The sequence below is a fragment of the Streptomyces sp. NPDC007875 genome (assembly GCF_042868035.1).
Lineage (GTDB): Bacteria > Actinomycetota > Actinomycetes > Streptomycetales > Streptomycetaceae > Streptomyces > Streptomyces antimycoticus.
The window spans coordinates 216,355-230,603 of the sequence record NZ_JBIADZ010000006.1 but is presented as its reverse complement, the minus strand read 5'-3'; the positions used below and the strand labels follow the sequence as shown (position 1 = coordinate 230,603).

The 14,249-nt window shown below is 72.4% G+C and carries 13 protein-coding genes; 3 read left to right on the top strand and 10 right to left on the bottom strand.

The window, feature by feature from the left end; all coding sequences use genetic code 11:
• Window positions 1-127 precede the first annotated feature (127 nt).
• Together ACFYOY_RS15670 and mshA are read right to left on the bottom strand one after the other, a co-directional pair.
• Complete coding sequence (locus ACFYOY_RS15670) at window positions 128-661, bottom strand: YbjN domain-containing protein (RefSeq protein ID WP_351881831.1); 534 nt, start codon at window positions 659-661, stop codon at window positions 128-130.
• Complete coding sequence (gene mshA / locus ACFYOY_RS15665; protein WP_388587482.1) at window positions 654-2,015, bottom strand: D-inositol-3-phosphate glycosyltransferase; 1,362 nt, start codon at window positions 2,013-2,015, stop codon at window positions 654-656. Before mshA ends, ACFYOY_RS15670 begins: the two co-directional genes overlap by 8 nt.
• Window positions 2,016-2,157: 142 nt before the next feature.
• Between mshA and ACFYOY_RS15660 the strand changes: the two genes are divergently transcribed.
• Window positions 2,158-2,970, top strand: a complete 813-nt coding sequence (locus ACFYOY_RS15660; RefSeq protein ID WP_351881835.1) for a class I SAM-dependent methyltransferase — start codon at window positions 2,158-2,160, stop codon at window positions 2,968-2,970.
• On the opposite strand, the gene ACFYOY_RS15655 is transcribed toward ACFYOY_RS15660, so the two are convergent.
• Window positions 2,933-4,414 (bottom strand): APC family permease, encoded by a 1,482-nt coding sequence (locus tag ACFYOY_RS15655; protein ID WP_351881837.1) that lies wholly within the window; start codon window positions 4,412-4,414, stop codon window positions 2,933-2,935. The two genes, ACFYOY_RS15660 and ACFYOY_RS15655, sit on opposite strands and share 38 nt — an antisense overlap.
• Before the next feature lie 124 nt (window positions 4,415-4,538).
• A complete protein-coding gene (locus ACFYOY_RS15650) occupies window positions 4,539-5,387 on the bottom strand; it encodes a helix-turn-helix transcriptional regulator (RefSeq protein ID WP_351881839.1) in 849 nt (282 codons plus the stop codon).
• 160 nt (window positions 5,388-5,547) lie between these two features.
• Here ACFYOY_RS15650 and ACFYOY_RS15645 point away from each other — a divergent pair, with 160 nt between their 5' ends.
• Window positions 5,548-6,573 carry an aldo/keto reductase gene (locus ACFYOY_RS15645; protein WP_351881841.1) on the top strand — a complete coding sequence of 342 codons (1,026 nt, stop codon included), beginning with the start codon at window positions 5,548-5,550 and terminating at the stop codon, window positions 6,571-6,573.
• 33 nt (window positions 6,574-6,606) lie between these two features.
• Here ACFYOY_RS15645 and ACFYOY_RS15640 read toward each other — a convergent pair whose 3' ends face one another.
• On the bottom strand, window positions 6,607-7,287 hold the full coding sequence (locus ACFYOY_RS15640; RefSeq protein ID WP_351881843.1) for an aminotransferase class I/II-fold pyridoxal phosphate-dependent enzyme: 681 nt from the start codon (window positions 7,285-7,287) through the stop codon (window positions 6,607-6,609).
• Here ACFYOY_RS15640 and ACFYOY_RS15635 point away from each other — a divergent pair.
• Window positions 7,286-8,098, top strand: coding sequence for an amino acid ABC transporter ATP-binding protein (locus ACFYOY_RS15635; protein ID WP_388587477.1), 813 nt, complete (start codon window positions 7,286-7,288; stop codon window positions 8,096-8,098). The genes ACFYOY_RS15640 and ACFYOY_RS15635 overlap by 2 nt on opposite strands.
• A 54-nt stretch (window positions 8,099-8,152) precedes the next feature.
• On the opposite strand, the gene ACFYOY_RS15630 is transcribed toward ACFYOY_RS15635, so the two are convergent.
• The 5 genes from ACFYOY_RS15630 to ACFYOY_RS15610 all read right to left on the bottom strand — a co-directional run bounded on the left by ACFYOY_RS15630 (window position 8,153) and on the right by ACFYOY_RS15610 (window position 14,231).
• Complete coding sequence (locus tag ACFYOY_RS15630) at window positions 8,153-8,602, bottom strand: NUDIX hydrolase (protein ID WP_388587474.1); 450 nt, start codon at window positions 8,600-8,602, stop codon at window positions 8,153-8,155.
• Window positions 8,603-8,806: 204 nt separating this feature from the next.
• Complete coding sequence (locus ACFYOY_RS15625) at window positions 8,807-10,468, bottom strand: CHAD domain-containing protein (RefSeq protein ID WP_388587631.1); 1,662 nt, start codon at window positions 10,466-10,468, stop codon at window positions 8,807-8,809.
• 70 nt (window positions 10,469-10,538) lie between these two features.
• Entirely contained in the window at window positions 10,539-12,794 is a 2,256-nt protein-coding gene (locus ACFYOY_RS15620) for an RNA degradosome polyphosphate kinase (protein WP_351881849.1), read from the bottom strand.
• Window positions 12,795-13,026: 232 nt separating this feature from the next.
• Window positions 13,027-13,959, bottom strand: coding sequence for a mycothiol synthase (gene mshD, locus ACFYOY_RS15615; protein WP_351881851.1), 933 nt, complete (start codon window positions 13,957-13,959; stop codon window positions 13,027-13,029).
• A 62-nt stretch (window positions 13,960-14,021) separates the two neighbouring features.
• A complete protein-coding gene (locus ACFYOY_RS15610) occupies window positions 14,022-14,231 on the bottom strand; it encodes a hypothetical protein (protein WP_351881853.1) in 210 nt (69 codons plus the stop codon).
• Between the last annotated feature and the right edge of the window lie 18 nt (window positions 14,232-14,249).

Here is a 14,249-nt window from a genome sequence, read left to right as displayed (position 1 = left end):
GGCGTGAGAATGCCATGGGGCAGGGGTGCGCGGAAGGGGTCGCGTCAGGATGGACGCGCGTCAGGCATGGCAAGGAGGCGCGTCAGGGCCGTACATCGAGCGCGGGCGGAACGCATTCCGCCCACGTTCACTTCGCCGCGTCCCGGGTCAGATTGCTGAACGCCTCAAGATTGCGCGTGGATTCGCCGCGCGCCGTGCGCCAGGCGTACTCCTTGCGGATGGCGGTGGCGAACCCCATCTCCAGCAGGGTGTTGAAACTGCCGTCCGCGTTCTCCAGCACCGTGCCGAGCAGCCGGTCCACTTCCTCCGGGATGACCGCGGCGAGCGGCAGCTTGCCCACCAGATAGATGTCGCCGAGCTGGTCGATCGCGTAGCTCACCCCGTAGAGCCGGGTGTTGCGCTCCAGCAGCCAGCGGTGGACGGCCTCGTGGTTCTCATCGGGATGGCGGACGACGAAGGCGTTGACCGAGAGGGAGTGCCGGCCGACCCGCAGCGAGCAGGTGGTCGACAGCTTGCGGGTGCCCGGGAGCGTGACGACGTAGGTGCCGTCCTCCGGGCTCTCCCACTCCAGCTCGGCGTCGTTCAGCGTCCGCTCGATGACGGCCCGGGGGTCGGCCTCGGGGGCGGTGTCCGCCTGGGGATCAGCCTTGGGGTCAGCCATGGGCCGATCGTAGGCGACGCCGCTCACGCATCGCCTCCGCGTAGACCTCCGCCGTCGCCGCGGCGGCCGTGTCCCACCCGAAGGACTCCGCGTGCCGGGCCGCCGCCGCGCCCATGCGTTCCGCCCTCCCCGGGTCGCTCGCGAAGGGGCGCAGGGCGCGGGCGTAGTCGGCGGGGTCGTGGCCCTGGATCAGCGTGCCGCTGACCCCGTCCCGTACGGCCACCGGCAGACCGCCCACCGAGGCCGCCACGACCGGCGTGCCGCATGCCTGGGCCTCGATGGCCACCAGCCCGAACGACTCGCTGTACGAGGGCATGACCAGCACGGACGCCGCCCGGTACCAGTCCGCGAGCTCGTCCTGCGCACAGGGCGGCCGGAACCGGACCACATCGCAGATCCCCAGCCGCGCCGCCAGCTTGTGCAGCCCCTCGGGCTTGGCCAGGCCGCTGCCGCTGGGGCCGCCCACCACGGGCACGACCATGCGCTCGCGCAGCGAGGGGTCCTCCTCCAGGAGGTGGGCGACCGCGTGCAGCAGGATGTCGGGGGCCTTGAGCGGCTGTATGCGCCCGGCGAACAGGGGTATGAGCGCGTCGGCCGGCAGCCCCAGCCGGGCCCGGGCGGCGGCCCGGCCGTCGGCGGGCCGGAAGCGGTCGAGGTTCACCCCGGGGTGAACGACCGCGACCAGCTCGCGCGCCGCCTCGTAGTGGTGCACCAGCTCGTCGGCCTCCCCGCCGGTGTTGGCGATCAGCCGGTCGGCGGCGCGGACGATCTGCTGCTCGCCGATCACGCGGGCCGCGGGCTCGGGGGTGTCGCCCGCCGCCAGCGCGGCGTTCTTGACCTTGGCCATGGTGTGCATGGCGTGCACCAGCGGCACTCCCCAGCGCTCGGCGGCCAGCCAGCCGACGTGGCCGGAGAGCCAGTAGTGGGAGTGGACGAGATCGTAATGGCCCGGCCGGTGCCCGGCCCACGCCCGCATGACCCCGTGGGTGAACGCGCACAGCTGGGCCGGCAGATCCTCCTTCGCCAGCCCCTCGTAGGGCCCCGCGTCCACATGCCGGACGAGCACACCGGGGGCGAGCTCGACGGATGGGGGCAGCGCGGCGGTGGTGGCCCGGGTGAAGATCTCCACCTCGATGTCGATGGCGGCCAGACGCTTGGCCAGCTCGACGATGTAGACGTTCATCCCCCCGGCGTCGCCGGTGCCGGGCTGATGCAGCGGCGAGGTGTGCACACTGAGCATCGCGATCCGCCGCGGCCGCCGTGGAATGCGGCGAAGCCGCTGGTGGGACGGGGCGCCGAACGGTATATGGGACCGGCCTCGCAGACCGCCGAGCCGGGACGCGTGCTGGCTCACCGAGCGTTACCTCCTTGACGGGGCGGGCTCCCTCCTTCGGCGTTAACACCGGAACTCATGGTTCCCATTTCCGCTTTGCCAAAGCGTGACGTTCCGATACCCGTCGGCCACGCCCCGTCCGCCCCCGCATAGGCTCTGCGCCATGCCCGCCCGCGTTCCCCCGCCGTCCCGTCCGATCGGTTCGGCGACCCGCGGGACGACCAATCCCAATCGGCTGCGCCGGATGGACCGGTGGATCGCGGCGGCGCACGGGGCCGCGCTGCGGCGGGCCGGGGAGGCACCGGTGGCGGTGGATCTGGGGTACGGGGCTGCCCCGTGGACCGCGCTCGAGCTGCTGGACCGGCTACGGACCGTACGGGCCGGGGCCCGCGTCGTGGGGGTCGAGATCGACCCCGGACGGGTGGCCGCCGCGCGGCCGTACGAGCGCGAGGGGCTCACCTTCGCGCACGGCGGCTTCGAGGTGCCGCTGCCCGGCGGGGCCCGCCCGGCGCTCATCCGGGCGGCCAATGTGCTGCGGCAGTACGAGGAGGGCGAGGTCGCCGCCGTATGGCGGCGGCTGTGCGCACGGCTGGCGCCCGGCGGGCTGCTGGTGGAGGGCACCTGTGACGAGATCGGGCGGCGGCATGTGTGGGTCGCGCTCGACGCCGCGGGCCCGCGCACCGTGACCTTCGCGGCCCGCCTCGGCTCCCTGGAACGCCCCTCCGACCTGGCCGAGCGCCTCCCCAAGGCGCTGATCCACCGCAATGTGCCGGGCGAGGCGGTGCACACCTTTCTGCGCGACTTCGACCGCGCCTGGGCGGCCGCCGCCCCGTACGCGCCGCTCAGCGCGCGTCAGCGCTGGATACGCAGCGCCCAGACGCTCCGGGCACAGGGCTGGCCGCTCGCCGACGGCCCACGGCGCTGGCGCCAGGGCGAGGTCACGGTGCGGTGGGAGGCGCTGGCGCCCCGGGGCTGACGGCTCCGGTCGGGGCCGCGTCGGGGTCGGCCCCCGCCGCGTACTCCTCGCTGATCTCCTTCGGCCCGAACGGCCACACCTTCTCCACCCGCGCCCACAGCACGAACGCCACACACCCCGCCGCGACCCAGGCGAGCGACCATTCGATGGGGTGCCGTCCGGGGGAGTTCTTGTCCGCGTATCCGTAGATCACCACCCAGCCCACCAGCGCCACCACGCTCGGCAGCGGATAGAGCCACATCCGGTACGGCCGCCGCAGCCCCGGCTGGCGGCGGCGCAGCACCGTGAGGGCGACGATCTGCGCCAGGGCCTGCACGATCACCATGACCGTGGTCAGCAGCTGGATCAGCGTGGCCAGATCGGTGTGGCGGCCGATCAGGAAGCCGATCGCGGTGACGACACCCATCGTGGCCAGGCCCAGCACGGGGAAGCGATGGCGCGGGTGGAGCGTGCCGTACGGCCGGAAGAAGACCCGTTCGCGGGCGGCGTCGTACGGCACCCGGGAGCCGCCGAGCAGCCCGGCGAAGACGGACGCGAAGGCCGTGATCAGGATGAGCACGGTGACGACGTCGGCCGCGCCCTTTCCCCAGGTCTCCTCCAGCACCGCCGAGGCGACGGACTGGGAGGCCACCGAGCCGGGCTCGGTCATCTCATGCCAGTCGACGACGCCGAGGGTGCCGATCTGCAGCAGCAGATAGATCCCCATGATTCCGGCGATCGAGGTGACGATCGCCCGCGGCAGGGTGCGGCCGGGGTCCTTGATCTCGGCGCCCATGTACGCGGCGGTGTTGTAGCCGAGGTAGTCGTAGATCCCGATGGTCAGGCCCGCGGCGAATCCGGTCCAGAAGTGACCGCTGCTCAGTTCGAAGGCATGGGCCGGATAGGTGAACGCCTGCCCCGCGTCGAAGTGGCTGAAGGCGGCGACGATGACCAGGACCACGGAGGCGATCATCACGCACCACATGACGGCCGTGATCCGGGCGATGTGCTCGACCCCCCGCCACAGCAGCCCGATGACCAGGACGATGACGCCGAGTCCGACCAGATCGCCCTGGGTCTGCGTCATATCGGGCCACAGATAGCCCAGATACTGCACCAGACCGACCACACCCGTGGACATGATCAGCGGGATGAACAGCATCGCCGTCCACACGAACAGGAACGGCATCAGCTTGCCGCTGCGGTACTGGAACGCCTGGCGCAGATACACATAGCTGCCCCCGGCCCCCGGCAGCGAGGCGCCCAACTCCGCCCAGATCAGCCCGTCGGCGAGCGCGAGCACCGCGCCCGCGACAAAGCCGATGACGGCCTGCGGCCCGCCGAAGGCGGCGACCATGAGGGGGATGGTGACGAACGGGCCGATGCCGCACATCTGGCTCATGTTGATGGCTGTCGCCTGGAACAGGCCGATACGGCGGACGAATCCGCCCCCGGTGCCGGACATCCGGACCTCCATTGCCCTAGCGCGCCACCGTGAGAGGAGTTGAAAGTAAGGAAACTTTCCAGTCGCGTCAAGGAGGTTGGACGAAACAAGGTCGGGGCAGAGCGCGGGGCGGCGGCTCGGGCCGTCAGGCCACCGCCGCCGCGCCCGCCAGCACCTTCAGCGCCTCCGCCGTCGCCGACCCCTCGTCGGCCGTGTACGTGCACAGCATCTGCCCCGGGTCGGCGGGCAGGACGAACGCCTCGAACCGCAGCACCAGCTCCCCCACCTCGGGATGGCGGAACCGCTTGACGCCCCGCGTCCGCTCCTGCACCTCCTGTGTCTCCCACCGCCGCCGGAACTCCTCGCTCCGCTCCAGCAGCTCATGGGTCACCCGGCACACCCGTGAGCTGCCGGGGTGGCGCCCGACCTCCGCGCGCAGCCCCGCCACCGTGTCGTCGGCGACCTCGGCCCAGTTCGGATGGATCTCCTTGAGCCGGGGGTCGAGGAAGACCAGCAGCGGGCCGTTGCGCCGCTCCTCGGGGATCGCGGGGTAGTCGATGCCGAGCAGGGTGCCGAGCCGGTTCCAGGCCAGGACGTCCATCGCCGGGCCGTAGACATAGGCCGGGACATTGCCGTCCATCGCGTTCAGCAGCTGCTGGATCTCCGGCCGCACCCGCGGCCGCGGGTCGGGGTCGGCTGCTCCGCCGCGCCGCCGCGGCAGGGTGATGTTGCGCAGATAGGTGTGCTCGGACGGGTTCAGCCGCAGCGCCCGCGCCAGTCCGTCGACCACCGAGTCCGAGATGGCCGGGGCCCGGCCCTGCTCGATACGGGTGTAGTAGTCGACGCTGATCCCGGCCAGCTGGGCGACCTCCTCACGGCGCAGCCCCCGCACCCGGCGCCGCACGATCCCCTCCGGCAGCCCGAGCTCCGCCGGGTCGAGCGCGGCGCGGCGCGCCTTGAGAAACGACTTGGTCTCCGGTTCGGAATGGCCCATCCGTCCATTATCCGCGCGCCGCCCGTTTCTGGGCCGGACAGGTGGTTCTGGCAGACCCAGGTTGAGCCGGGCCTGGTGAGGTATCCGCCCGGACCCGAGGCTGAAGGCGCATAAGGCCATGGACGGCAGACGCCATGGACAGCAGAGGAAGGCACCAGCCATGAAGCGCAGGATCCTCGGTGGGACCGGCATCTCGGTGAGCGAGTACGCCCTGGGCGCGATGATGTTCGGCGCCCTGGGCAACGCCGACCACGACGACTCGGTACGGATCATCCACCGCGCCCTCGACGCGGGCATCAACTTCGTCGACACCGCCGACGCCTACTCCGAGGGCGAGTCCGAGGAGATCGTCGGCAAAGCCCTCAAGGGCCGCCGCGACAACATCGTCCTGGCCACCAAGGCCCATTTCCCGATGGGCGACGACCCCAACGAGGGCGGCAACTCACGACGCTGGATCACCCAGGAGATCGAGAACAGCCTGCGCCGCCTGGGCACGGACTACATCGACCTCTACCAGATCCACCGGCCGGACCCCACGACGGACATCGACGAGACGCTGTCGGTCCTGTCCGACCTGGTCCGGGCGGGCAAGGTGCGCGCCGTCGGCTCCTCCACCTTCCCGGCCGAGCAGATCGTGGAGGCCCAGTGGGTCTCCGACCGGCGCGGGCACGTACGGTTCCGCAGCGAGCAGCCGCCGTACTCGATCCTGGCGCGGGGCGTGGAGGCGGCGGTGCTGCCGACCGCGCAGAAGTACGGGATGGGCGTGCTGAGCTGGGGGCCGCTCTCCGCGGGCTGGCTCACGGGCCGCTACACCAAGGCGTCCGACGTCGATCTGTCGGGCGGCCGGGCGGCCGTGGAGAAGCACAAGTTCGACCCGACGCTGCCCGGCAACGCGCGCAAGCTGGAGGCGGTCGGCGCGCTGTCCGAGCTGGCGTCCGACGCCGGGCTCTCGCTGCCGCATCTGGCCATCGCCTTCGTACGGGCCCATCCGGCCATCAGCTCGGTGATCATCGGCCCGCGCACCATGGCGCAGCTGGAGGATCTGCTCGCCGGGTCCGAGGTGGAGCTGAGCGAGGACGTCCTGGACCGGATCGACGAGATCGTCCCGCCCGGCACGGACCTCAACCGGGACGACAGCTACTACCTGCCGCCGGCGCTCGCGGACAAGAGCCTGCGCCGCCGGTAGCCCGCTCAAAGCGCGCGTCACTCGTCGCTCCCGTCACTCCAGCCGGCCGACAGAGGAGGCGGCGGCGAGCGCGATCAGCTCGGCGGTCTCGTCGAGCAGCGTCCCGTCCCGGGTCAGCCTGCTGGTGGCGACCCGCACATGGGGACGCGCGTAGGAGACGCAGAACCGGCTGCCCGGCGAGACGGTGATGCCCCGGGCAGCCAGGGTGACCAGTGCGGAGGTCTCGTCCACCACCGGTACCCACAGCATCAGCCCGTCCCGGTTGCCGGTCCGCACACCCCGCCGGGCCAGCCGCTCGGCCAGTGCGGACCGCCGCTCGTCATAGCGTCGGGCGGCATCGCGCACGCACCGGCTCGCGTCCTCGTCGGTGAGCAGATGGGCCAGGGCGTCCTGCAGGATGCGGCTGGTCCACCCGGTACCGAAGGTGCGCAGCACCCGCGCCCGTTCGATGATCTCCCGGGGTCCGCCGACCACCGCGATCCGCAGATCCGGGCCGTAGGCCTTGGAGTAGGAGCGGACGAGAGCGGTCCGGTGCGGCAGATGCGCGCCGAGTACGGCGACGGGTGTGGTGGTGAGCGGGCCCAGGCCGTCGTCCTCGACGATGATGACGTTCGGCGCGCCCTCCAGCACCCCGGCCAGCGCGGCCGACCGCTCGGGGCCGAGCGACCAGCCGCAGGGCACCTGGGCTCTGGACTGGTGCAGGAAAGGACACATGACGATCCAGGACACCCGGGGGGCCACCGCTCCCGAGGACGCGGCGGCGGAGCCGCCGATGGTCGTGGCCCATGGGGTCCGCAAGCGGTTCGGGCAGCTGGAGGTGCTCCGCGGCATCGACCTGGAGGTGCGCAGGGGCCAGGTCGTGGTGCTCCTGGGACCGTCCGGTTCCGGTAAGTCGACCTTTCTGCGCTGCATCAACCACCTGGAACAGATCGACGCCGGCGCCATCCATGTCGAGGGCAAACTGATCGGCTTCCGGCGGTCCGCCGGGCGCGTCCACCATCTGAGCCCCCGCGAGGTGACCCGGCAGCGCCGTGACATCGGCATGGTGTTCCAGCACTTCAACCTCTTCCCGCACCAGACGGTCCTGGAGAACGTCATCGAGGCCCCGGTGGGTGTGCTCCGCATCTCCAAGGCCGAGGCGCGCCGGACGGCGATGGAGCTGCTGTCCCGGGTGGGCCTCGCCGACAAGGCGGCCTCCTATCCGCGCCAGCTCTCCGGCGGTCAGCAACAGCGCGTGGCCATCGCCCGCGCCCTGGCCATGCGGCCCAAGCTGATGCTCTTCGACGAGCCGACCAACGCCCTGGACCCCGAACTCGTCGGCGAGGTCCTGGCCACCATGCGCGATCTGGCCCGGGACGGGCTCACCATGCTCGTGGTGACGCACGAGATCGGGTTCGCGAAGGAGGTGGCGGACCGTGTGGTGTTCATGGACGGCGGCCAGGTCCTGGAAAGCGGCACCCCGCAGGAGGTGCTGGACGATCCGGCCAACCCCCGCACCCGCGCGTTCCTCGCACGCTTCCTGTAGGGGAGCCGGGACGCCGGCGGGGAGCCGCCCGCCGGTCAGGGCACCGGGCGCGGCTCAGGACGGCCGCAGGGCGTGCAGCAGCGCGTCGATGAGCGTGCGGTCGTGGTCGTAGGAGAGACGGAGGCGGGCCGCGTCCGGGGGCAGCCAGAGCAGGCGGTCGACCTCGCGGTTGGGTACGAAGGTCTCGTCGTCGACGGCCTCCGCCGCCCAGTAGCGGACCTCCTTGGGGCGGCCCTTGGCCAGGTAGTGGAGGGTGGGCAGCACCGCCCCCGGGGCGCAGCCCATACCGGTCTCCTCGACGACCTCGCGCACCGCGCCGTGCAGCGCGTCCTCGCCGTGCTTCAGCTTGCCCTTGGGGTGGGACCAGTCGTCGTAGCGGGGACGGTGGACGAGGGCGATCTCCAGCCCGCCGCCGTGCGGGGACCGTCGCCACAGCACACAGCCCGCCGCCAGGACCGTCCCGGTGTCCGCTCCCCCGTCACCACGGGAATCTGACCGGTTCATCCGCCGTCTCCTTCCCCGGTCTCCGGTGTCCGTCGCATTCTTCGTGCCCATGCGTCGTGTCTGTGCGTCGTGTCTGTGCGTCGTGTCTGTGCGTCGTGTCTGTGCGTCGTGTCTGTGCGTCGTGTCTGTGCGTCGTGTCTGTGCGTCGTCTGTTGTTGTCGCCGGGCCGCTCGCGTCGGCGCCGCTCGCCGCGGGCGTCCGCCGTCAGGAAGCTCTGGTGGCCACGCGCCGCCAGATCCGGCCGAAGGCGAAGCGGGTCGCCTCGACCTCGTGCCGCTGATCGGCGTGGAGCACGCCCAGCGCGTACGCCGTCGCCGGGGCGATCCGGGGCGTACGGGCGGCGGCCGCCGCGGCGGCGGCCGCCTCGGCCGCGTCGCGGTGGCGCTCCAGCACCTGCCCGGCGGCCAGCAGCCGTACGGACAGCGGCGGCTCGGCGTCCGCGGGGCCGGACCCGCCCGGCCCGCCTGCCCCGTCCGGCTGCTGCCACACCTGGTCGAGCACCTCCAGGGCGTACCGCCGCAGCCGCAGCAGATGGCGCACCTGGTGCCAGGGGGCGTCCTGGCGCTCGCTGGCGGGCGGGGCGTCCGCAGCCGAGGTCGCCGCCAGGCCGTGGACCAGCGCCTCCGCGTTGTACGGATGTCCGGCGCGGATCAGCGGCAGCGCCTCCACCGCCTCGGCCAGCCGCCGGTTCGTCAGTTCGGCGAGCGGCGGCAGCACCTGTCCGGCGGGGCGGGCGGCGTTGGTCTCGTCGAGCGGGGCGTCGGAGGCGAGCAGGGCGACGGTGTCGGCGACCGCGTGGAAGCGGGAGGAGCCGAGCGCCTCCAGGGCCGCGGTGTGGGCCCGGGTCCGGGCCAAGGTGAGCTGGCGCTCCAGCAGCGCTCCGGCGCGGGCCGCGCCCACGGTCAGCGCCCCGCCGCGGGCCTCCTCCTCGGCACCGGCCCGCTGATGGGCCGCGCCCGGCCGGCCGGGTCGGTCGGGCTTCTCGCCCTTGGCACCCCGGCCGTTCTTGTCACCGCGCTCACCGCGCCGCTGTCCGGCCGCCCGGGCCTCGTCCCTGGACGTCCCGGCCGCGCCCTCGGCGCCGCCGCCCGGATCGGCCGGACCGGGCCGCGCGTCCTGCCCCCCGACAGGGTCCGCGACTCCGCCTCCCGGCGCACCGGCGGCCAGGGAGACACTGCGGCGGGCGGCACGGGTGGAACGGGGCGGGACGGAGGCGGCAGCGCCGCCAGTGCCCGCAGTACCTCCGCCGCCAGTGCCCGCGGTGCCGGAGGGACCGCCCGCGCCGTCGACCGCGACCGTGACCCCACCGCGCGCGGTGCGCCCCGCGCTCGCGGCATGCGCGGCGTTCGTGGCGCCGTCGGCGGGCCACTCACCGGGGCTCGCGATCTCGGCGGCCGTCCCCTCGCCCTGCGACGACCGGTCCGAGGGGCCGCCCGCGCCGGAGAGCCGGCGCAGGGCGCCGCGCAGCCGGTCCAGCCGCTCCGCGTAGGCGTGCTCCCGCGCCAGCGTGCCCGACAGCCAGGCCAGCTCGGTCCGCAGCTCATCGGACCAGGCCGTATCGGTGAGCGGGCGGTAGACGTAGAGCGCGCCGCTGATCCGCCGTGCGGCGCGGCGCAGCAGCCGGGCGGCCTCGGCCGCCTCCTGCACATCGGAGCCGCTCTCGCGGTGCAGCCGCAGGCTGCGGAGGAAGTCCCCGGCCTGGGCGTGCAGATACGCCGACAGCACCTCCCCGGCCGTCGCCGACTCCCACGAAGGTGCCGCCGCGGCCTCCGCCGCCCGGTCCGGCACGCCCCGGTCGGCCGTGCCCCGGTCCGTCGTCACACCGCGGTCCGTCACACCGCGGTCCGTGACACCCCGGTCCGTCATGCCGTCCGCCCCTGGGCAGGGCGGGGCGGCGGCCGGATCCGCGGCGCCCGTCATCCCGGCCGGTGACAGGTCATGTCGTTGAACCACGCCGTCGCCTCCGGGCGTCGATGAGCATCTCTTGAACGTTCCGCAGCGGCTGGCCTTCCGCGTCCGTCGCATGCCGTGTCCACTCGCCGTCCGGGCCCAGATGCCAGGAGGAGGTGGAGTCGGACATCCCGGTCTCCAGCAGGCGGTTGAGGGCGGCGCGGTGGCCGGGGTCGGTGACCCGCACCAGCGCCTCGATCCGGCGGTCGAGGTTGCGGTGCATCATGTCGGCGCTGCCGATCCACACCTCCGGCTCGCCGCCGTTGCCGAACGCGAATACGCGCGAATGCTCCAGGAAGCGTCCGAGGACCGAGCGGACCCGGATGTTCTCCGAGAGCCCGGAGACGCCCGGCCGCAGCGCGCAGATGCCGCGCACCCACACATCGACCGGCACTCCGGCCTGCGAGGCCCGGTAGAGGGCGTCGACGACGGCCTCGTCGACCATCGAGTTGACCTTGATCTTGACGTAGGACGGGCGCCCCGCCCGATGGTGGGTGATCTCCTTGCTGATCCGGGTGATCAGCCCGTCGCGCAGCGACTTGGGGGCGACCAGCAGCCGCCGGTAGTTCTCCCGCCGGGAGTAGCCGCTCAGCCGGTTGAAGAGGTCGGAGAGGTCCGCGCCGACCTGGGAGTTCGCCGTCAGCAGCCCCAGGTCCTCGTAGAGCCGGGCGGTCTTGGGGTGGTAGTTGCCGGTGCCTACATGCGAGTAGCGGGTCAGGGTGTCGCCCTCCTGGCGGACCACCAGCGACAGCTTGCAGTGGGTCTTCAGGCCGAGGAGGCCGTAGACGACATGGCAGCCGGCCTCTTCCAGCTTGCGCGCCCACTTGATGTTGGCGTGCTCGTCGAACCGCGCCTTGATCTCCACGAGCACCAGCACCTGCTTGCCGGACTCGGCGGCGTCTATCAGCGCGTCGACGATCGGCGACTTGCCGGAGGTGCGGTAGAGCGTCTGCTTGATCGCGAGCACGTCCGGATCGGCGGCCGCCTGCTCCAGGAACGCCTGCACGGAGGTGGAGAACGAGTCGTACGGGTGGTGGAGGAGGACGTCCCGCTCGCGCAGCGCCGCGAAGATGTCGGGCGGGGACGCGGACTCCACCTCGGCGAGGTCCCGGTGGGTGCCCGCCACGAACTTGGGGTACTTCAGCTCCGGCCGGTCCAGCGCGGCTATCCCGAACAGCCCGGTGAGGTCGAGCGGCCCCGGCAGCGGATAGACCTCCGCGTCCGAGATCTTCAGCTCGCGCACCAGCAGGTCCAGCACATACGGGTCGATGGACTCCTCGACCTCCAGCCGCACCGGGGGCCCGAAACGGCGGCGCAGCAGCTCCTTCTCCAGGGCCTGCAGGAGGTTCTCGGCGTCGTCCTCCTCGACCTCGAGGTCCTCGTTGCGGGTCACCCGGAACATGTGGTGCGCGAGCACCTCCATCCCCGGGAAGAGCGCCTCCAGATGCGCCGCGATCACGTCCTCCAGCGGCACATACCGCTGCGGCGACGCCTCCAGGAACCGGGAGAGCGACGGCGGGACCTTCACACGTGCGAAGTGATCATGCCCGCTCACGGGGTTGCGCACCACGACCGCGAGATTGAGCGAAAGCCCCGAGATATAGGGGAAGGGGTGGGCCGGGTCCACCGCGAGCGGGGTCAGCACGGGGAAGATCTGCTGCCGGAAGAGGGTGAAGAGGCGGGACTGCTCCTTCTCGGTCAGATCCGGCCAGCGGACCAGATGGATGCCCTCCTCCGCGAGCGCCGGGGCGACGTCCTGCTGATAGCAGGCGGCGTGCCGGGCCATGAGCTCACGGGACCGGTTCCAGATCAGATCCAGCACCTCGCGCGGCTGCAGCCCGGAGGCCGAGCGGGTGGCGACCCCGGTCGCGATGCGCCGCTTGAGGCCGGCGACCCGCACCATGAAGAACTCGTCCAGATTGCCGGCGAAGATCGCCAGGAAGTTGGCCCGCTCCAGCAGCGGGGTGGCGGGGTCCTCGGCCAGCTCCAGCACCCGCTCGTTGAACGCCAGCCAGCTGCGTTCCCGGTCCAGGAACCGCCCCTGCGGCAGCTCCCCGCCCGCCGGGTCGGGCCCGGCCCCCTCCTCGTACGAGTCCAGGTCGGCGTCGAGGTCGGGGTCGAGCGACCGCACCGGTGGCGCGGCGACAGCGCGCGGCCGGTGGGCCGCGATGGACCCGACCGAGGGCTGGCGCTGGGGCTGGGGCTGCGGGGAAACCGATGCCTGACCGCTGGTGTCGCTCATGAATTCATTGTTCCGCGCCGGAGGTGAAGACGGCGTGGCGGAAGCGGGTGCGGAAACGGCACAGAGCCTCCGGTTCGACGAATTCGGCACAGCGGGCTGCATTCGGTGATGCTCGCAACCAAGGTTGAATCGCCGGTAACGGACACATGGCGCGTAGGAAATCGGGACCCATCCCCCAGGGGGCCGACCCCCTGGGGTTCCGCCCTCTCAAGCCCCCGGGCCGGGGGGTGGCTCAGGTCTCGGTCCGGTACATCAGGTCCGTCTCATGGGTGACGAAGCCGAGCCGTTCGTAGACCGCGACCGCGGCGAAATTGTCGGCGTCCACATAGAGCATCGCGGTCGGCAGCCCCTGGGCCGCCAGATGCCGCAGCCCGGCCGACGTGAGCGCCCTACCGAGACCGCCACCCTGCGCGTCCGGCCGCACGCCCACGACGTACACCTCCCCCAGCCGCTCCTCGGCATGCACCTTGGTCCAGTGGAAGCCGACGATCTGCCCCTCGCGCTCGGCCAGGAAGAACCCCGCCGGATCGAACCACGGCTCGCCCTTACGGTCGTCCAGGTCACGCTGGGTGAGCGAGCCCTGCTCGGGGTGGTGGGCGAAGGCCGCCGCGTTCGCCGCCAGCCAGGCGGCGTCGTCCTCACCCGGCCGGAAGGTCCTTACGGTCACGCCCTCCGGCCACGTGGGCTCCGCAAGGCCCAGCTCCGCGAGCGACCCCAGGGGCCGGCGCATCTGGCGCAGCTCCCGGAACAGCGTCAGCCCCAGCACCTGCGCCAGATGGCGCGCCGAGGCGTGTCCCCCGTGCGCCCACACCCGCAGCCGCTTCCCCGATTCCCTCAGCAGGGTCACTCCCAGCGCCCGGCCATGCCCCTGCCCACGGTGCGCCGGGTGCACGACCAGCTCGGCGGCCGGGGCCTCCACCGGGTCGGTGTCCTCCAGCTGCGCGTACCCCACCAGCTCCCCGCTCGGCTCCCGCAACACCAGATGCCGCACCCCCTCCCGCCGCCCCCGCAGCTGCAGCCGCCCCTGCTCGGACACGGCCTGCTGACCATCGGTGTGCGCGGACTCCGCGACCAGCCGCAGTACATCCTGCGCCTCGGTGGGCGCCAGCTCCTCCAGCACATCGAGCCGCCGGGCACCGGATGTCTCGTTCACCACGTCATTCATGGGGCCGAGCCTACGGCGGCCCCCTTGTGCGGCAAGTCGCTGCAGTATGTATTACCGGCGGGTCACCCGGCTGCCCCATCCCCGTCGAGGATGTCGTCGGCGATACGCGAGAGATCCTCGGCGCTGGGCATCAGCTCCCGCACATGGGGCGGCAGCGCGGCGTAGGTGCTCACGGCGAGCGGTGCGTTGTCGCTCCGCAGGGCGTACTCGATCGTCCCCTTGTCGCGACTCTTCGCGATGAGGATCCCGAGAGTCGGGCGAAGTCGCCCCACACCGTTGACCATCGGCTA